The 17,910-nt window shown below is 64.5% G+C and carries 15 protein-coding genes and 1 pseudogene; 12 read left to right on the forward strand and 4 right to left on the reverse strand.

What is annotated here, in order from left to right; all coding sequences use genetic code 11:
- Positions 1-204 (forward strand): annotated as a pseudogene (locus VDP74_RS14645) (molecular chaperone HtpG); the annotation flags it as partial.
- A 70-nt stretch (positions 205-274) separates the two neighbouring features.
- Here VDP74_RS14645 and VDP74_RS14650 read toward each other — a convergent pair.
- Positions 275-1,192, reverse strand: coding sequence for a LysR family transcriptional regulator (locus VDP74_RS14650; RefSeq protein WP_416233001.1), 918 nt, complete (start codon positions 1,190-1,192; stop codon positions 275-277).
- Between the two features lie 128 nt (positions 1,193-1,320).
- Between VDP74_RS14650 and VDP74_RS14655 the strand changes: the two genes are divergently transcribed.
- Together VDP74_RS14655 and VDP74_RS14660 are read left to right on the forward strand one after the other, a co-directional pair.
- Positions 1,321-3,459: a 3-hydroxyacyl-CoA dehydrogenase NAD-binding domain-containing protein gene (locus VDP74_RS14655; RefSeq protein ID WP_323000383.1), complete on the forward strand. Its 2,139-nt coding sequence runs from the start codon at positions 1,321-1,323 to the stop codon at positions 3,457-3,459.
- Between the two features lie 11 nt (positions 3,460-3,470).
- On the forward strand, positions 3,471-4,661 hold the full coding sequence (locus VDP74_RS14660; protein ID WP_323000384.1) for an acetyl-CoA C-acyltransferase: 1,191 nt from the start codon (positions 3,471-3,473) through the stop codon (positions 4,659-4,661).
- Positions 4,662-4,668: 7 nt separating this feature from the next.
- On the opposite strand, the gene VDP74_RS14665 is transcribed toward VDP74_RS14660, so the two are convergent.
- Positions 4,669-5,664 (reverse strand): LysR family transcriptional regulator, encoded by a 996-nt coding sequence (locus VDP74_RS14665; protein ID WP_323000385.1) that lies wholly within the window; start codon positions 5,662-5,664, stop codon positions 4,669-4,671.
- A gap of 93 nt (positions 5,665-5,757) precedes the next feature.
- Here VDP74_RS14665 and VDP74_RS14670 point away from each other — a divergent pair, with 93 nt between their 5' ends.
- The 7 genes from VDP74_RS14670 to VDP74_RS14700 all read left to right on the forward strand — a co-directional run bounded on the left by VDP74_RS14670 (position 5,758) and on the right by VDP74_RS14700 (position 13,792).
- Complete coding sequence (locus tag VDP74_RS14670) at positions 5,758-6,771, forward strand: tripartite tricarboxylate transporter substrate binding protein (RefSeq protein WP_323000386.1); 1,014 nt, start codon at positions 5,758-5,760, stop codon at positions 6,769-6,771.
- Between the two features lie 88 nt (positions 6,772-6,859).
- Positions 6,860-7,390 (forward strand): tripartite tricarboxylate transporter TctB family protein, encoded by a 531-nt coding sequence (locus VDP74_RS14675; protein ID WP_323000387.1) that lies wholly within the window; start codon positions 6,860-6,862, stop codon positions 7,388-7,390.
- A 10-nt stretch (positions 7,391-7,400) separates the two neighbouring features.
- Positions 7,401-8,918, forward strand: a complete 1,518-nt coding sequence (locus VDP74_RS14680) for a tripartite tricarboxylate transporter permease (RefSeq protein WP_323000388.1) — start codon at positions 7,401-7,403, stop codon at positions 8,916-8,918.
- A 27-nt stretch (positions 8,919-8,945) separates the two neighbouring features.
- Positions 8,946-9,968, forward strand: a complete 1,023-nt coding sequence (locus VDP74_RS14685) for a 4-hydroxythreonine-4-phosphate dehydrogenase PdxA (RefSeq protein ID WP_323000389.1) — start codon at positions 8,946-8,948, stop codon at positions 9,966-9,968.
- 45 nt (positions 9,969-10,013) lie between these two features.
- Positions 10,014-11,186: an L-rhamnonate dehydratase gene (locus tag VDP74_RS14690; protein ID WP_323000390.1), complete on the forward strand. Its 1,173-nt coding sequence runs from the start codon at positions 10,014-10,016 to the stop codon at positions 11,184-11,186.
- 42 nt (positions 11,187-11,228) lie between these two features.
- The gene (gene araD1 / locus VDP74_RS14695) at positions 11,229-12,224 is read left to right on the forward strand and encodes an AraD1 family protein (RefSeq protein WP_323000396.1); all 996 of its coding nucleotides are present in this window, start codon (positions 11,229-11,231) and stop codon (positions 12,222-12,224) included.
- Positions 12,224-13,792 carry an aldehyde dehydrogenase (NADP(+)) gene (locus VDP74_RS14700; RefSeq protein WP_323000391.1) on the forward strand — a complete coding sequence of 523 codons (1,569 nt, stop codon included), beginning with the start codon at positions 12,224-12,226 and terminating at the stop codon, positions 13,790-13,792. The genes araD1 and VDP74_RS14700 overlap by 1 nt, the downstream gene beginning before the upstream one ends.
- Positions 13,793-13,826: 34 nt before the next feature.
- Here the strand turns inward: VDP74_RS14700 and VDP74_RS14705 are convergent, their stop codons facing one another.
- A complete protein-coding gene (locus VDP74_RS14705) occupies positions 13,827-14,882 on the reverse strand; it encodes an SEL1-like repeat protein (protein WP_323000392.1) in 1,056 nt (351 codons plus the stop codon).
- Positions 14,883-15,144: 262 nt separating this feature from the next.
- Here VDP74_RS14705 and VDP74_RS14710 point away from each other — a divergent pair, with 262 nt between their 5' ends.
- Together VDP74_RS14710 and fghA are read left to right on the forward strand one after the other, a co-directional pair.
- Entirely contained in the window at positions 15,145-16,254 is a 1,110-nt protein-coding gene (locus VDP74_RS14710; RefSeq protein WP_323000393.1) for an S-(hydroxymethyl)glutathione dehydrogenase/class III alcohol dehydrogenase, read from the forward strand.
- 106 nt (positions 16,255-16,360) lie between these two features.
- Positions 16,361-17,203 (forward strand): S-formylglutathione hydrolase, encoded by an 843-nt coding sequence (fghA, locus tag VDP74_RS14715; RefSeq protein WP_323000397.1) that lies wholly within the window; start codon positions 16,361-16,363, stop codon positions 17,201-17,203.
- Positions 17,204-17,230: 27 nt separating this feature from the next.
- Here the strand turns inward: fghA and VDP74_RS14720 are convergent, their stop codons facing one another.
- Positions 17,231-17,563: a transcriptional regulator gene (locus VDP74_RS14720; RefSeq protein WP_323000394.1), complete on the reverse strand. Its 333-nt coding sequence runs from the start codon at positions 17,561-17,563 to the stop codon at positions 17,231-17,233.
- Between the last annotated feature and the right edge of the window lie 347 nt (positions 17,564-17,910).

Here is a 17,910-nt window from a genome sequence, read left to right on the forward strand (position 1 = left end):
GGCCAGGAAGCGCCGGACGTCAAGCCCATCCTGGAAGTCAATCCGCAGCATGCCCTGGTCAAGCGCATGGAAGCGCAGTCCGACGCATCCTTCGGCGACTGGGCCGAACTGCTGCTGGATCAGGCCATGCTGGCCGAAGGCGCGGCGCTGAAGGACCCGGCGTCCTTCGTCAAGCGCATGAACGCCTTGCTGTTGAACGTCTGATCCACACGGATCGCAACGATGGGGCCCGGCGAATCCGGGCGCCTTTCAGGCTGCGCAGTGCGGGGGCTTATCACTTTGGCGCCATCCTGGCCTGCGCGCGGGTCAGGATGTAGTCGATGAGCGTCGACGTGGACCGTGTGTGGTAGCGGTTGGGCATGTAGAGCATGAACATTTCCGTGCCGAAGATGCTCAGTTGCCAATCGTCCAGGGCGGTCTGCACGGTTCCAAGCGCGAGATCGTCCTGGATCAGGTAGTCCGGGACGATGCCGACCCCCATCCCGGCCAGGACGGCCTGGCGCAGGAACTGGAAGTTTTCCGACATCAGCGTGGGTTCCAGCAGCACTTCCTGGCGGCGCTGGTCGCGATAGGCCGACAGCCGCAGCTGACGGTCAGCCACCCCCGACGTGATGACCGGGGATTTGGGCAGGTCTTCCAAAGACGCAGGCAGGCCATGCTGGGCAATGTAGCTTTGTGCAGCGCAGGCCACGTGGCGCACCGGCCCCAGAGAACGGGCCACCAGGTTCTGCGGGGGATTGGACATGACCCGCACGGAAATGTCCGTTTCGTCGCGCAGCAGGTCGGGCAGATGGTTCTCGAACGTGACGTCCAGCACGATGCCGGGATACTGGCGTTTGAAATCCAGCAGCCAGGGTCCCATGACGGCCTGACCGAATCCGCTGGGGATGCTCAGTCGCAGCCGCCCGCGCAGCTGCTGCCCCAGTTCGCGCACGGAATCCTGGGCAATCGCCAGTTCGGTGCGGATCCGGCAGCCGTGTTCGTAAAGCCGCAGGCCGACTTCCGTGGGTTCGGTGCGCCGGGTGGTGCGCCGAACCAGCTGCTGCCCCAGCGACTGCTCCAGGCGATTCAGGTGGTAGCTGACGTTGGCCCGGGTCATTTTCAGGCGACGGGCGGCGGCGCTGAGGTTGCCGGCATCCAGAATGTCGGCCAGGAAGACCAGGGATTCCGCATTCAGAGAGGTATGGCTCATGGCGATCGTCAAGTAAATTTTGACGGTATGTCAATTGTTGATGTAATTGTAAAGCCTGATGATCGGTGAAAGAATGGCTGTCCAAAGGGTGCGCTTGGCACGCGCCCATGAAAGAAGGAGAGCCCCGCATGACCGAGCCCCAGCAATCCCCGACCATGGACGTCGTCACTTCCCGGCGCGAAGGCCCGGTGTGGGTCGTGACGATCGATCATCCCCCCGTCAACGCGCTGGGCGTTGAAGTCCGCAGGGGCCTGATGGCCGCCATCGAGGCTGCCGACCGGGACGCCGATGTCCGGGTCGTGCTGATCCTGGGGGCGGGCCGCCACTTCATCGCGGGCGCCGACATCCGCGAATTCGGTCGGCCGTCCCAGGCACCCTTGCTGACCGATGTCTGCAACCGCATCGAAGCCTGTACCAAGCCCGTCGTGGCGGCCGTGCAGGGGTCTGCCCTGGGCGGTGGCCTGGAAGTCGTGCTGGCGGCCCACTATCGTGTGGCCCTGCCGGGTGCGAAGTTCGCCTTGCCTGAGGTCACGCTGGGCCTGCTGCCCGGCGCGGGCGGCACACAGCGCGCCCCACGTCTGATCGGCGTCGAGGCGGCCCTGAATCTGATGCTGGACGGCAAGCCCATTGGGGCGGCGCAGGCCCTGGCCCTGGGGCTGGTGGACCGGCAGGATGCCGGAACCGACCCCGTGGCGGCGGGCCTGGCCTATGTGCAGGAACTGTTGGCATCCCAGGCGCCGGTCCGTCCCACGCGGGATCGGCAGATCGCCGCAGCGGACAGGCCGGCCGCGCAACAGGCGCTGGATGCCGCACGCGCCGCGCTGGACAAGAAATACCGGGGGCTGTTTTCCCCGGCCCGCATCGTCGACGCGGTCCAGGCCGTGCTGGATCGCTCCTTCGACGAGGGCCTGCGTCTGGAACGCGATGCGTTTGTGCAGTGTCTGGACACGCCGCAGCGCCAAGCCCTGATCCATGCCTTTTTTGCAGAACGCGAAGCGGCCAAGGTCCCCGAGGCCGGCCGCGCGCAGCCTCGCCCCCTGGATCGGGTCGGGGTCGTCGGCGGGGGCACCATGGGGGCGGGGATTGCCGTTGCCATGCTGGATGCCGGGCTGCCGGTGGTCATGGTCGAGCGCGACGAACCCAGTCTTGAGCGCGGCAGGGCCAACGTGGCCAAGGTCTACGACCGCCTGGTGCAGCGTGGCCGCCTGGATGCCGCCGAGCGCGATCGCCGCCTGAATCTGTGGTCGGGCGCCACCGACTACCAGGCCCTGGCCGAGGTGGACCTGGTGGTGGAAGCCGTGTTCGAGGACATGGCGGTCAAGACCGCCGTCTTTGCCGAACTGGACCGGGTCTGCAAGCCCGGCGCGGCGCTGGCCAGCAATACGTCTTACCTGGATATCGACCAGTTGGCACGCACGGTATCAAGGCCGCAGGACGTGATCGGGCTGCACTTCTTTTCACCGGCCAACATCATGAAGCTGCTGGAGATCGTCGTGCCGGCCCAGGTGGCCGACGATGTCGTGGCCACCGGCTTCGCCCTGGCGCGGCGCCTGAAAAAAGTGGCCGTGCGGGCGGGCGTGTGCGATGGCTTCATCGGCAATCGCATCCTGGCCGTCTATCGCCAGGCCGCCGACTATCTGCTGGCCGACGGCGCCTCGCCCTATCAGATCGACCAGGCCGTGCGCCATTTCGGCTTTCCCATGGGGCCCTATCAGATGATGGATCTGGCCGGGGGCGACATCGGCTGGGCTTCGCGCAAGCGCCGGGCGCCCACCCGCGACCCCAATCTGCGCTATGTGCCGATCGCCGACCGCCTGTGCGAACGCGGCTGGTTCGGCCAGAAGACCGGCCGGGGCTGGTATCTGTATCCAGAGGGCAGCCGCACCGGCCAGGAGGATCCCGAGGTTCAGGCCATCGTGGACCAGGAACGGCAGGACATGGGCATCGTCCCGCGTACGTTCACCGAGGAAGACATCCTGCGCCGTTACCTGGCTGCCATGATCAACGAAGCCGCCAACGTCGTGCATCAGGGCATCGCCCTGCGGCCGCTGGATGTGGACGTCACCATGCTGTACGGCTATGGGTTCCCGCGCTATCGCGGCGGGCCGCTGCATTACGCCGATCAGGTCGGGCTGGATACCGTCCTGGCCGACATCCGCGCCTTTGCGGCGCAAGACCCCCATTTCTGGATACCGTCGCCACTGCTCGTCGAACTGGCCGGGCGGGGCGGATCTTTCAAAGACTTGAACCAGTCCGGACAGGGCTGAGGAGACCCACCATGCGAGAAGCCGTCATCGTTTCCACGGCCCGGACGCCCCTGACCAAGGCACACCGGGGCGAATTCAACATCACGCCGGGGCCTACCCTGGCTGCGTTTGCCGTAAGGGCCGCCGTCCAGCGTTCCGGCGTGGATCCAGCGCTGATCGAGGACATGATCCTGGGCTGCGGCTACCCGGAAGGCACGACGGGGCGCAATGTGGCACGCCAGACTGTGGTGCGCGCGGGCCTGCCCGTCGCCATGGCGGGCACCACCGTCAACCGCTTCTGCGCGTCCGGCCTGCAGGCCATCGCCATGGCGGCCGGGCGCATCGTGCTGGAAGGCGTGCCCGCCATGATCGCCGGTGGCGTGGAAAGCTGCTCGCAGATCCAGGGGCGCAGCGCCACCGATGCCGGCACGACCGGCATCGATCCCTGGATCGCCGAACACAAGCCCGAACTCTACCTGTCCATGATCCAGACGGCCGATATCGTCGCCCGCCGCTACGGGATCTCGCGCGAAGACCAGGATCGGTTTGCCGTCGAAAGTCAGCGGCGCACCGCCCAGGCGCAGGCCGATGGCGTATTCAAGGACGAAATCGTCGCCTGCGCGACCACCATGGCCGTCAAGGACAAGGACACCGGCGAGGTGTCCCGGATCGACGTCACGGTCGATCACGACACCTGCAACCGTCCCGGCACGAGCTACGACAGTCTGGCGAAGCTGGCCCCGGTCATGGGGCCAGACCAGTTCGTCACAGCGGGCAACGCATCGCAGTTGTCCGACGGCGCGTCCGCCTGCGTGATGGTCGAGGCTCGCGAAGCCGAACGCCTGGGCCTGCAGCCTCTGGGCGCATTCAGAGGCCTGGCCGTGGCCGGCTGCGAGCCCGACGAGATGGGCATCGGCCCGGTCTTTGCCGTGCCGCGCCTGCTGGAACGCCATGGTCTGAAGGTCGACGACATCGGCCTGTGGGAACTGAACGAGGCCTTTGCATCCCAGGCCCTGTATTGCCAACGCACCCTGGGCATCCCGAGCGAGCTGCTGAACGTCAATGGCGGCGCCATTTCCGTCGGTCACCCCTTTGGCACGACCGGCGCTCGCCTGGCCGGCCACATTCTGCTGGAAGGCCGGCGGCGCGGCGTGAAATACGCCGTGACCACCATGTGCATCGGCGGGGGCATGGGCGCGGCGGGGCTGTTCGAGATTTTCTGATCGGCTGTCAGGATGCCGGGTGTGGGTCGTCGGGGCGGTGCGCCTGGCGTTTTGCCTGGCCGGCATGTTTGGGTGCAGAGGCCTGCGCCTTGACTTCCTCGATGAAGATCTGGATGGCCGGGCTGGGCGATCGGGTCTTGCGCACCAGCACGCCAAAGGGCGGCAGGTGCTTGCGGATGGGCAGCGGCACGATGGCCAGGGTGCCGCGTTCGACATAGTGTTCGGCCACCAGGGTCGGCATCACGGCCAGCATGTCCGAATGGCGCACCAGTGATGACGTCAGCAGCATGGACGAGGTTTCCATGATGTTCAGCGGCAGCGCCAGGCGCGCCTCGACGAAGGATAGTTCGATGACCTTGCGCATCGGACTGGGGTGCGCCTGCAGGATCCACGGCAGGCCGGCCAGGTCGCGCAGGGTGACGTGGTATTTGCGGGCCGCCTGGTTCTGCGGACTGCAGACGATCGACAGGGCTTCTTCCTGGATGGGCTCGAACACTAGGCTGGCGCCGTCCCAGGTGTCCGGGATGCGGCCGATGACTACATCCAGCCGTTCTTCTTTCAAGGCGGTGATCAGTACGTCGCTGGTGTCGACCTGGATGCTGATCGCCAGCCGGGGGTGCTGCTGTTTGACGCTCAGCAGCGTGCTGGTCAGCAGCTGTGGCACCGGCGCCATGATGGCGCCGACGCGGATCTTGCCGATGTTGCCGGAATGGATGGCCAGCAGTTCTTCGCGTACCCCCGCCAGGTCGGCGGACACCCCCTGCGCGTAGCGCGTCATGACGGTTCCGTAGGCGGTGGCCTGCAGGCCGCGCCGGCCGCGTTCAAACAGTTTCAGACCGATCAGGTCTTCCATGTCCTGCAGCATTTTCGTGGCGGCGGGCTGGCTCATGCCCAGGTGTTCTGCGGCCCTGCGCAGGGAATGATGTTCCTGGATGGCCAGCAGCAGCTGCAGCTGCCGGGTGCGGAGGCGATTGAAGAGGACGGTCTGGTTAGGTATAAGCATGAGTTATGCAATGATCAGTATATTTCAACTTGAAGTTATCACTATTCTGCTAAGCTGCCTAGCGTTTCAAACACCAATGACAGGAGACACAGAATGGCTACCCTCTTTTCCAAACCCTTGGCCCAGGCGCTGGTTGCCACCGGTTTTACCCTGGCGCTGGGCGTATCCGGCACCGCCGTGGCGGCTGATGCCTGGCAACCTGCCAAGAACATCGAGATCGTCGTGGCGGCGGGCGCCGGCGGCGGCACGGACCAGCTGGCCCGGCTGATCCAGTCCATCATCACCAAACATGAACTGCTGAAAGTCTCGACCGTCGTGCAGAACAAGGGCGGCGGCAATGGCGGTGAAGGCTTTCTGGACCTGAAGCTGTCCAAGGGCAACCCCTACAAGATCATCGTCGGCACCAACAACGCCTATCTGCTGCCCATGGTCGCCAAGCTGGGCTACCAGTGGACGGACCTGACGCCGGTGGCCACGGTCGCCCAGGATGACTTCATTTTGTGGACGTCCACGAAACTGCCGTTCACGAACGCCAAGGACTACATCGACGCCGTCAAGGCCGATCCGTCGAAATATCCCATGGGCGGCAGCCAGTCCAAGGACGTCGATCAGACCCTGACGATGCTGCTCAATAAGGTCGAAGGCACGAAATTCACCTACATCCCGTTCAAGAGCGGCGGCGAGGCGTCCACGCAGCTGGCAGGCGGCCACATCGGTTCGAATACCAACAACCCGGCCGAAAGCGTGTCCCAGTGGAAGGCGGGCCAGGTGCGTCCGCTGTGCGTCTTCAGCAAGGAACGCATGGTCTACACCGAGAAAGTGACGGCCACCGAAGCCTGGTCCGATGTTCCCACCTGCGTGTCCCAGGGACTCAAGATCGAGGAATACCGCTTTCCGCGCACCGTCTTCATGCCGGGCGGCGTGACCGCAGCCCAGCAGGCCTTCTACGTGGATCTGCTGCGCAAGGTCACCGAGACCCAGGAATTCAAGGACTACCTGGCTCGCGGCGCCTTGGTGCCGTCTTTCCTGGCGGGGGATGATTTCAAGAAGCTGATCGAGGAAGACAGCGCCCGCGCGCGGGACATCTTCCGCTCGGCCAACTGGTAATGATCCCCTGATCGATGCGGGGTACCGCCCCGTATCGACGGTGATCCTCGGGCTCGGGCCGGCGAGGCCCCCAGGAAGGAAGAACGTCATGACTCAGGACACAAGACAACAGCCGGCCAACGGCGACGAGGAACGCGGCGGCATCAGTTTGCGCGGCGGAGGGCTGTTCACCTCCGGCGTGCTGATGCTGATCGCGGTCGTGGTGATGTTCGACAGCGTGGAACACGGCATCGGCTGGGACGTTGCGGGCCCTCAGCCCGGATATTTCCCCTTCTACATCGGCCTGCTGATGCTGTTGTCCTGTCTGGGCACGTCGCTGTGGACGCTGCGCCACTGGTCGGAAGGGCGGGGGCGGTTGACGACGAAATCGGAGTTCCGCCGCGTACGCAATGTGTTCCTGCCCATCGCCGCCTATGTGGTGCTGATGTTCTTCGTCGGCATGTACGTGGCCGGCGCCTTGTTCCTCGCCTGGTTCATGTGGCGCCTGGCCGAACCCGGCAAACGGCATCCGCTCTGGAAGATCCTGCTGATCTCGATCAGCGTCCCGCTGGCGACGTACTTCATCTTTACCGTGTGGTTTGAAGTCACCCTGTACGCCGGTCCCTTTGCCGATTTCTGAGTAACTCATCATGGAACAGTTTGATCTGCTCATGCATGGCATGGGGGTGGTGCTCACCTGGAACCATCTGATGCTGATGGTGGTCGGTGTCCTGCTGGGCATCCTGGTGGGGGTGCTGCCGGGCCTGGGCGCGCCCAACGGCGTCACGCTCCTCTTGCCGCTGACCTTCAGCATGGAACCCGTCTCGGCCATCATCCTGCTGTCGTGCATGTACTGGGGCGCCTTGTTCGGCGGGTCGGTGACCTCCGTCATTTTCAACATCCCCGGCGAACCGTCCTCGATCGCGACGACCTTCGACGGGCATCCTTTGGCCAAGCAGGGGCGGGCGGGCGAAGCCCTGACCGCCGCCTATACCTCGGCCCTATTGGGCGCGCTGGTCGGCGTGCTGCTGCTGACCTTCCTGTCCACCTACATCGCGAACTTTGCGATGGAATTCAGCTCTCCCGAGTTCTTCGCGGTGTACGTGCTGGCGTTCGGCAGCTTCATCGGCCTGGGCAAGACGCCCGCCCTGAAGACCATCGCCGCCATGATGCTGGGGTTCATCCTGGCCAGCGTCGGCATGGATACCGTATCCGGCAATCTGCGCCTGACCTTCGGGCTGACGGACCTGTTGCGGGGCATCAGCTTCGAGGTCGCGGTGATCGGCCTGTTCGGCATCGGGGAAATCCTGTGCACGGTCGAGGAAGGCCTGGTCTTCCGGGGCGAGAACGCCAAGATCAATCTGCGCGTGGTCTGGAATACCTGGAAGAAAATGCCCCGCTACTGGGCGACGTGGGTGCGCAGCTGCGTGATCGGCTGCTGGATGGGCATTACGCCGGGCGGGCCGACAGCCGCGTCCTTCCTGTCCTACAGCGTGGCCAAGAACATGTCCAAGCACCCCGAGCAATTCGGCAAGGGCGCGCTGGACGGCGTGATCGCCCCGGAAACGGCGGATCACTCGGCCGGCACCAGCGCCCTGCTGCCCATGCTGACCCTGGGGATTCCAGGCTCGGCCACAGCGGCCGTCATGCTGGGCGGCCTGATGATCTGGGGTCTGCAGCCCGGGCCGACCCTGTTCGTGGAGCAGAAGGACTTCGTCTGGGGCCTGATCGCCAGCATGTACCTGGGCAACGTCGTCGGCCTGGTCGTGGTGCTGTCCACCATTCCGCTGTTCACCGCCATTCTGCGCATCCCGTTTTCCATCATCGCGCCCATCATCGTCATCATCTGCGCCATCGGCGCCTATGCGGTGAACCAGTCGCTGTTCGACGTCGGCCTGATGCTGGTGTTCGGGGTGTTCGGCTATCTGTTCAAAAAGCTGTCCTACCCGATCGCGCCGCTGGTGCTGGCGGCTGTGCTGGGCGACAAGATGGAAGATGCCTTCCGCCAGTCCATGCTGTTTTCCAACGGCAGCCTGAGCATTTTCTGGTCCAACGGCCTGGTCGGGGCCATGACCACGGCGGGCCTCTTGATGGCTTTCCTGCCCCTGATTTCCAAGGTGACGCGAGCCGCCTTCGGCCGCCGGAAGTCGGCGCGCCCCGCCCATTGATGTATCGCTTTTCTGGATGATGAAATCATGACCCAAGAACAAACCATTGTGGCCCTCACCCTGGGCGATCCGGCCGGCATCGGCCCCGAGTTGATCGCCAAGCTGCTGTCGCAGCCTGCCGAGCTGGGCGATGCCCGGATCGTGTTGGTGGGCGATCCCTGGTTGTGGGAACGCGGGCAGTCGATTGCCGGGGTGCAGGTCCCGACCCGGCCGCTGGATTCCCTGGCTCAGGCGCGCCAGACATCGGTGGATCTGCCGCTGTTCGTGGCGGTGGATACCGTGCGGCCGGAAGACGTGACCCCTGGGCAGGCGGATCCGGCGGGTGGCGTCTCGGTGCTGCGTGTGCTGGACCAGTGCATGGATGCGGCCCTGGCTCGCCAGATCGACGCGATCTGCTTCGCACCGCTGAACAAGCATGCCATGAAGCTGGGCGGGCTGCGCCATGAAGACGAATTGCACCACTTCGCCCAGTACCTGAAGGTCGATGGCTATTTCTGCGAATTCAACACGCTCGATGGTCTGTGGACGGCGCGGGTGTCCTCGCACATCCCGCTGAAGGACGCCACGCAGTACATCACCCGCGAACGCGTACTGGATGCCAGCCGGCTGATCTACCGGTCCTTGCGGGCGGCCGGCAATCCGCAGCCCCGGGTTGCCGTCGCGGCGGTCAACCCGCACGGCGGGGATGGCGGCACCTGCGGCCGGGAAGAGGTCGAGATCATTGCCCCGGCCGTGGCGGAACTGAATGCCGAAGGCATCCCCGTGCAGGGGCCGTACCCGGCCGACACCATTTTCCTGAAGGCCCGCGACGGCCAGCTGGACGCCATCGTCACCATGTATCACGACCAGGGCCAGATCGCCATCAAGCTGATGGGTTTTGAAAAAGGCGTCACCGTGCAGGGCGGCCTGCCCGTGCCCATCACGACCCCGGCCCATGGTACCGCCTACGACATCGCCGGCAAGAACCGCGCCAATGTCCAGGCCATGCGCAACGCCTTCCTGATCGCCAGCCGCATGGGCGCTTCCTACCGGGCCCAGGCTGCGGCCTGATTCCCCACCCGACGACCTATCCGCTTTTTCCAGACGGAGCTTGAATTGAAGATCAAACACATCCGCGCCCGCGTTTTCGAATGGCAGGGAAAGACCGTGCCGCCTCAGGCGAATTTCTGCACCAATGCCATGGATGCCCTGTGGGACCGGGGCGATTCCATGGGGACGTTCCGCTTTCATGGCTGGACGGTCGTGGAAGTCGAAACCGATGACGGCATCGTCGGCCTGGGCAACGTCGCCCTGGCTCCGCGCATCGCCAAGCAGATCATCGATCAGTACCTGGCGCCGCTGGTGATCGGCCACGATCCCTTCGACTACGAATACCTGTGGCAGCGCATGTACCGGTCCACCTTGGCCTGGGGCCGCAAGGGCGTGGCCATGGCGGCGATTTCCGCCATCGACATCGCCCTGTGGGACATCATGGGCAAGGCCGTCGGCCGCCCGGTGTTCAAGCTGCTGGGCGGGCGCACCAAGGAAAAGATCCCCTGCTATGCGTCCAAGCTGTACCGCACCGACCTGGATGCCATGCAGGCCGAGGCCCAGTCCTATGTGGACCAGGGGTTCACCGCCTTCAAAATGCGTTTTGGCTATGGCCCGAAGGACGGCCCTGCCGGCGTGCGCAAGAACCTGGACAGTGTCCAGGCCGTGCGCGACGTCATCGGCTACGACACCGACCTGATGCTGGAATGCTATATGGGCTGGAACCTGGAATACACCAAGCGCATCCTGCCCAAGCTGGAAGTCTTCGAACCCCGCTGGCTCGAAGAGCCCGTCATTGCCGACGACATCGACGGCTACGCGGAACTGAACCAGTACGGGCCGATCCCGATTTCCGGCGGTGAACATGAATACACCAGCTATGGGTTCCGGCAGCTGCTGGACAAGCGCGCGGTGTCGGTCATCCAGTACGACACCAATCGCGTGGGCGGCATCACGGCGGCGCACAAGATCAACGCCCTGGCAGAAGCCTATAGCGTGCCGGTCATCCCGCATGCGGGCCAGATGCACAACTACCACCTGACCATGTCCACCCTGGCCTCGCCGATGTCGGAATACTTCCCCGTGCATGACGTCGAAGTCGGCAACGAACTGTTCTATTACATCTTCGAGGGCGATCCTGCTCCGGTGAACGGCTTCATCGATCTGGATGACGACAAACCCGGCCTGGGCCTGACCCTGTCCGACCGTTATCGCGATCAGTTCACGATCATCGAATAAGCCGCGCTCGCGCAGGGCGAGGGCAAGAACCAAGGATTCATGATGCGATTGATTCAATTCAAGGACGCCCAGGGGGTCAAGGCCGCCCTGGTGGACGACACCGACCAGGCCAGCGTCATCGAGGTCGTGGGCGGCACCTACGCCTTGGCCATGATGGCTGTGCAGCACGGCGTGCCGCTGAAGGACCTGATCCAGCAGCACCTGGGCAACCAGGTCCTGTCCTACCAGGAGCTGATCGACACGCAGCGGCTGCTGCCGCCGCTGACGCATCCCGATGCCGCGCATTGCCTGGTCACCGGCACAGGGCTGACCCACCTGGGCAGCGCCGACACGCGCGATGCCATGCATGCCAAGCTGAGCGCGGACGATGCCGATCTCAGCGATTCCATGCGCATGTTCAAAATGGGCCTGGAAGGCGGGCGCCCTGCTGCAGGGCAGATCGGCGTACAGCCGGAATGGTTCTACAAGGGCGACGGCGACAGCGTCGTGGCGCCGGAATGCGCCTTGCCGGTGCCCGGCTGCGCCCAGGATGCGGGCGAGGAGCCCGAACTGGTAGGCCTGTACGTGATTGCCCCTGATGGCACGCCGGTGCGCGTGGGATTTGCGGTGGGCAATGAATTTTCCGATCACGTCACCGAGCGCCACAACTACCTGTGGCTGGCACATTCGAAACTGCGGGCCTGCAGCTTCGGCCCGGAAATCCTGATCGGCGAACTGCCGGCCGACCTGCGGGGCGAGTCCCGTATCGTGCGCGACGGGCAGGTGCTGTGGTCCAAACCCTTTGTCACGGGTGAAGCCAATATGGCGCACACCCTGGCCAATCTGGAACACCACCATTTCAAATACGCGGGCTTTCGCCGGCCGGGCGACGTGCACGTGCATTTCTTCGGCACCTCGACGCTCAGCTTTGCCGATGGCGTCAGGACGCAGGCCGACGACCGCTTCGAGATTTCGCTGCAGGGGTTCGGACGGCCGCTGCGCAATCCCATCGGGCGCCAGCCGGCGGATGTGCTCGCCACCGTACAGGAGATTCAGTGATGCAAGTGACGGGTGATTTGTTGATTGGCGGCCAGGCCGTGCAGGGTGCGGGAGTGCCCGCGCATTCCATGAACCCGGCGACCGGGCAGGCCCTGGCGCCTGAATGGCGGGGCGCCGACGCTGCTCAGGTGGACCAGGCCGTGCGTCTGGCCCAGGAGGCCTTCCTGGTCTATCGCAATATTTCCCTGACGGAACGCGCCGCCTTTCTGGAAAAGGCGGCCGATCGCGTCGAAGGCCTGGGCGATGCGCTGATCAATCGCGCCATGCAGGAAACCGGTCTGCCGCAGGCGCGCCTGCGCGGCGAGCTGGGCCGCACCGTGAACCAGCTGCGCCTGTTCGCCGACGTCGTGCGGCGCGGCGACTGGCTGGGCGTGCGGATCGAACGCGCGTTGCCGGATCGCAAGCCCATGCCGCGCAGCGACATCCGCCTGCGTCGCATCCCTGTGGGCCCGGTGACGGTGTTCGGCGCCAGCAATTTCCCCCTGGCCTTTTCCGTGGCCGGGGGCGACACGGCTTCGGCCCTGGCCTCGGGATGCCCGGTCCTGGTCAAGGCCCATTCCGCCCACCTGGGGACGTCCGAACTGGTCGGGCGCGCCATTGTCGCCGCCGTCCAGGAATGCGGTCTGCCGCCGGGGGTCTTTGCCCTGCTGACCGGGCCGGGTAGCGAAATCGGCATGCAGCTGGTGCGTCATCCTCTGGTCAAGGCGGTGGCCTTCACCGGTTCGCGCCAGGGCGGCATGGCCCTGGTGCGGGTCGCCGCTGCGCGGCCCGAGCCCATCCCTGTCTTTGCCGAGATGAGCAGCGTCAACCCGGTGTTCCTGCTGCCGGGCGCCTTGCAGGCCCGGGCTGAACAGACCGCGCAGGGCTTTGTCACCTCGTTGACGGGCAGCGCCGGCCAGCTGTGCACCAATCCGGGATTGGTGATCGGCGTGCGTGGGCCAGATTTCCAGCGTTTCATCGATGCAGTGGTGGAACAGGTCTGCGCATCGGCCCCCGGCACCATGCTGACGGCCGGCATCCACCGCGCCTATCAGGCTGGTGTGCAAGCCCTGCAGGACCATGCCCAGGTCTGCATCCTGGCCCGGGGGAGAGATGTCCAGGGTGTGAACCAGTGCCAGGCGTCGGTGGCCCTGACGTCCGCCGCTGCCTTCCTGGCCGATCCGGACGGCCTGGGCGCCGAAGTCTTCGGCGCCAGCACACTGCTGATCGAATGCGACGGCCTGGACGACATGATCGCCATCGCCCGCGCCCTGGAAGGCCAGCTGACGGCGACGTTGCATGGCCAGACGGCGGATGACAACGTCTGGATGAAGGCTCTGCTGCCAGAACTGGAACTGAAGGCGGGCCGCATCCTGGCCAATGGCTTTCCGACCGGCGTGGAAGTCTGCCATGCCATGGTGCATGGCGGCCCGTTCCCGGCGACCTCGGATGCCCGCTCCACCTCGGTCGGCACGATGGCCATCGACCGTTTCCTGCGGCCGGTCTGCTACCAGGACGTGCCCCAGGGGGTGCTGCCCGGGGCCCTGCAAGACGGCAATCCGTGGGGAGTGATGCAGCGTGAATTCTGATTCCGGTTCTGGTGTGGGGCGTGCCGTGTTCGTTCTAGGCGGGTTTGTCCGCCGTCCGCTGGTCCAGGATTTCCAGGAATTTTCCGGGCTGTGATAGCTGCTGTGCCAGAGCCTGGGCCTGTTCAAATGCGGGCTGATCCAGTTCAGTCCGGACTTGCTGCACATTTCGCAGGGCCAGCTGATTGCCGCTGGATCCGGCGATCAGGAACAGGGCGCAGGCCAGGATCTTGTTCTGCGGCACGCCTGCGCCCCGTACGTACAAGAGCCCCAGCGCATTGACGCTGAGAGGAAAACCGCGTGCGGCCGCGCGCCGATACCACTGCTGGGCGGTACCCAGGTTCTTGTCCACCCCCAGACCCTGCTCGTACAAAGCCCCCAGGTTGTGTTCCGACGCTGCGTACCCCTGGGCAGCCGCTTTCATGTACCACAGCCTGGCCTGCTGGAAATCCTGTTCGATCCCGCGCCCCAGGCGATAGGCCAGTCCCAGATTGTGTTCGCCGATGTCCAGGCCCTGTTCGGCGGATAGCCGGAACAGAGTGGCGGCCAGGGCGTCGTCCTTGGTGACGCCCCGACCGTCGGTCAGCAGCAGGCCCAGGTTGGCCATGGCGATCGGGTGCCCTTGTTCTGCAGCCAGTTTGTACCATCGGGCCGCTTCGCCGTATTTCTGCGGGACGCCCCGGCCTTCCTGATAGCGGACGCCCAGATTGAATTGCGCCCAGGCATTGCCTCCGATGGCTGATTTTTCATACCATTCCAGCGCCTTCTGGTCGCTTTGCGGTACGCCTGCGCCGTGGCTGTAGGCCCAGGCCAGGTTGTTCTGTGCATCGGCGTTGCCCTGGTCGGCTGCCCGTTGGTACCAGCGGGCGGCCTCTGCGGGATCTGGCGGAACGCCTTCGCCGTTGTCGTAGCATAGGCCCATGCGGAACTGGGCCCTGGGGTCGCCTTGGTCGGCCAGCGGTTGCCATTCCCGGATGGCGGCGGCGAAGTCGCCGCGTTCGGCGGCCTGCACGCCTTCCTCGTAGCCGGCATGGGCCGGAATGCCGGGAAGGATCATCGCCAGGGCGAACGTCAGGTTGAAGAGTTTGTGCATTGAGGTCTCCCGAATGGGATGTGAGGCGCCTGAGCGTCAGCGTGCCGGGTTTGCGGGAGCGGTGGATCTGCGTCCGCCTCCAGGTGACGGGCCCACAGTAGCAGCGGGCTCCTATTTGCGCATCCTTCATTTGAAGGATGCGCGAGCGTGTCATGCCGAAGGTGGCATGCACGTCGGACAGGTTGCGGTTTGTCTTATGGCCGGCTTCTGTCCATAATCGGCCCTGAACCCCATTGAATCGGACCGAATTGGAGTCTTGCTGATGAAATCCCGCGCCGCCGTCGCCTTCGAGGCCGGCAAACCCCTGCAGATTGTCGAGATCGACGTCGAACCGCCCCGCAAGGGCGAAGTCCTGATCAAGATCACCCATACCGGCGTCTGCCACACCGACGCCTTCACGCTCAGCGGTGACGACCCCGAAGGTGTCTTCCCCGCCGTGCTGGGGCATGAGGGCGCCGGCGTGGTGGTGGAAGTGGGCGAGGGCGTCACCAGCGTGGCCCCCGGCGACCACGTCATCCCCCTGTACACCGCCGAATGCGGCGAATGCCTGTTCTGCAAGTCCGGCAAGACCAATCTGTGCGTGGCCGTGCGCGCCACCCAGGGCAAGGGCCTGATGCCCGACGGCACCACCCGGTTTTCCTACCAGGGCCAGCCGATCTACCATTACATGGGGTGTTCGACCTTCAGCGAGTACACTGTGGTGGCGGAAGTCTCTTTGGCCAGGATCGATCCCCAGGCCAATCCCGAACAGGTCTGCCTGCTGGGTTGCGGCGTCACCACCGGCATCGGCGCCGTGCGCAACACGGCCAAGGTCCAGCCCGGCGACACCGTGGCGGTCTTTGGCCTGGGCGGAATCGGCCTGGCGGTGGTCCAGGGCGCCCGCCAGGCTGGGGCAGGGCGTATCATCGCCGTGGACACCAACCCCGACAAATTCGCCCTGGCGAAGGTCTTCGGCGCCACCGACTGCGTGAACCCCAAGGATCACGCCGAACCTATCCAGCAGGTTATCGTCGGCATGACGGGCTGGGGCGTAGACCACAGTTTCGAGTGCATCGGCAATGTCAACGTCATGCGCGCCGCGCTGGAATCCGCCCATCGGGGCTGGGGCCAGTCCATCATCATCGGCGTGGCCGGCGCCGGCCAGGAGATCTCCACCCGGCCGTTCCAGCTGGTCACCGGCCGGTCCTGGCGCGGCACGGCCTTCGGCGGGGTCAAGGGCCGATCCCAGCTGCCCGGCATGGTGCAGGAAGCCATGCGCGGCGACATCGATCTGGCGCCCTTCGTCACCCACACCATGGGGCTGGACGAGATCAATACCGCCTTTGACCTGATGCACGAGGGCAAGTCGATCCGGTCTGTCGTGCATTATTGACCGGATCCTTTCGATCGGGTTTTTCGCCAATGGCCGGCGTCTGCCGGCCATGGCTTTTTTGCAAGAGGAAAAATACCTAGTGAATGATGTTTCCCAAGATACTGCCTTGACGTGCGTAGAGCGTCACACCAGTTTTGGCGGCCGCCAGGAAGTCTGGCAGCACGCATCTACCGTGTTGAACTGCGCCATGCGTTTTGGCATCTATCTGCCTGCCGCCGCCGTGCGCGGCGAACCCTGCCCCGTGCTGTACTGGCTGTCCGGCCTGACCTGCACCGAGCAGAACTTCATCACCAAAGCCGGCGTCCAGGCCTACGCCGCCTTGCACAATCTGATCGTGGTGGCGCCAGATACCAGCCCGCGCGGTGAAGGCGTGGCCAACGACGATGCCTACGACCTTGGGCAGGGCGCCGGCTTCTACCTGAACGCCACCCAGGCCCCGTGGTCCGCGCACTACCGCATGCAGGACTACGTGGCCCAGGAACTGCCCGATTTGATCGAACAGCATTTCCCCGCGTCGTCGGCGCGTGCCATTTCCGGCCACTCCATGGGTGGCCACGGGGCGCTGGTCACGGCCCTGCGCAATCCCGGCCGCTATCGCAGCGTATCGGCCTTCTCGCCCATCGTCGCGCCGTCGCAGGTGCCCTGGGGTCAAAAGGCCTTTGCCGCGTATCTGGGGGACGATGCCGCCGCCTGGGCACAGTGGGATGCGGTCGAATTGATCCGTTCAGCTGCCGCCGATGCCGAACGCCTGCCGCTGTTGGTCGATCAGGGCCTGGACGATGAATTCCTGGAAGGACAATTGCGCCCTGAACTGCTGGAAGCCGTTTGCAAGGAAGCCGGGCACCCGCTGACCCTGCGCAGGCAGGCCGGGCATGATCACAGCTATTACTTCATCGCCAGCTTCATCGGCGATCACGTGGCGCATCATGCGGCGGCGCTGAAGGGGTAGGGAGTGGGTGGTGCATTGTGGCCGTACTCATGTTGCCTTGCGCCAGCCTGATCCGGTATCCTCGAAAACGATCCTGCCATAGTCCGTGTTATGCGGGTCGATCAGCCAGTCAATCATTTCGCGGATCTTCACGTTCCTGTCGAAAGATTTCAAATAGATGGCCCGGATCAGTCGGCCGTAGGCTTTTGGCATGCAGTGCCCACGCTCCCACAAAGGCACTGTCTGTTCCGTCGAGCCGGGCAGCTCGGTCAGTTTGGCTTGAGGCAGGCCGATTTCTCTGCGCAGAAATTGCAATTCCGTCCCTGCCAAATGGGGCCTGTTGGCCAGATTCTTGTCGATAACATGGTGCAATTGGTCCATGTCATGGATTGCTATCGCATCTTCTCAATCAATATTGCGAGTCTTGTAGCCATTGGCAAGCCACACGTTGCGCAATCCTGATTCAGGGTAGTGATACACAGCATCTGTCCTTCAAGAATCCGTCACTACTGCGATCCATTCTCCATCCTTATCGCGTTGGTCTTTTCACAAAACGTGTGAGGGCGGCTCGTTGATGAGCGGCGACGGGATGTGGCTGAGTTGCGTCGTGCTGAGGAGGCTATTTCAGCAGCCGAGTCAATTCCTCATAGCCCCTTCGAATTCTGAGAATATCCGTTAGCGTTCAGCGAACACATCTTGACGGCCGCCGGTAATCGGCCGCAGCCTTT

The sequence above is a fragment of the Castellaniella sp. genome, from assembly GCF_034674885.1.
GTDB lineage: Bacteria > Pseudomonadota > Gammaproteobacteria > Burkholderiales > Burkholderiaceae_B > Castellaniella.

Coding starts and splice junctions, on each gene's coding strand:
- VDP74_RS14680 (WP_323000388.1), top strand. CDS start 7,401: ATGGAACAGTTTGATCTGCTCATGCATGGCATGGGGGTGGTGCTCACC.
- VDP74_RS14655 (WP_323000383.1), top strand. CDS start 1,321: ATGACCGAGCCCCAGCAATCCCCGACCATGGACGTCGTCACTTCCCGG.
- VDP74_RS14650 (WP_416233001.1), bottom strand. CDS start 1,192: ATGAGCCATACCTCTCTGAATGCGGAATCCCTGGTCTTCCTGGCCGAC.
- VDP74_RS14685 (WP_323000389.1), top strand. CDS start 8,946: ATGACCCAAGAACAAACCATTGTGGCCCTCACCCTGGGCGATCCGGCC.
- VDP74_RS14720 (WP_323000394.1), bottom strand. CDS start 17,563: ATGGACCAATTGCACCATGTTATCGACAAGAATCTGGCCAACAGGCCC.
- VDP74_RS14675 (WP_323000387.1), top strand. CDS start 6,860: ATGACTCAGGACACAAGACAACAGCCGGCCAACGGCGACGAGGAACGC.
- VDP74_RS14700 (WP_323000391.1), top strand. CDS start 12,224: ATGCAAGTGACGGGTGATTTGTTGATTGGCGGCCAGGCCGTGCAGGGT.
- VDP74_RS14705 (WP_323000392.1), bottom strand. CDS start 14,882: ATGCACAAACTCTTCAACCTGACGTTCGCCCTGGCGATGATCCTTCCC.
- araD1 (WP_323000396.1), top strand. CDS start 11,229: ATGCGATTGATTCAATTCAAGGACGCCCAGGGGGTCAAGGCCGCCCTG.
- VDP74_RS14665 (WP_323000385.1), bottom strand. CDS start 5,664: ATGCTTATACCTAACCAGACCGTCCTCTTCAATCGCCTCCGCACCCGG.
- VDP74_RS14670 (WP_323000386.1), top strand. CDS start 5,758: ATGGCTACCCTCTTTTCCAAACCCTTGGCCCAGGCGCTGGTTGCCACC.
- VDP74_RS14660 (WP_323000384.1), top strand. CDS start 3,471: ATGCGAGAAGCCGTCATCGTTTCCACGGCCCGGACGCCCCTGACCAAG.
- VDP74_RS14710 (WP_323000393.1), top strand. CDS start 15,145: ATGAAATCCCGCGCCGCCGTCGCCTTCGAGGCCGGCAAACCCCTGCAG.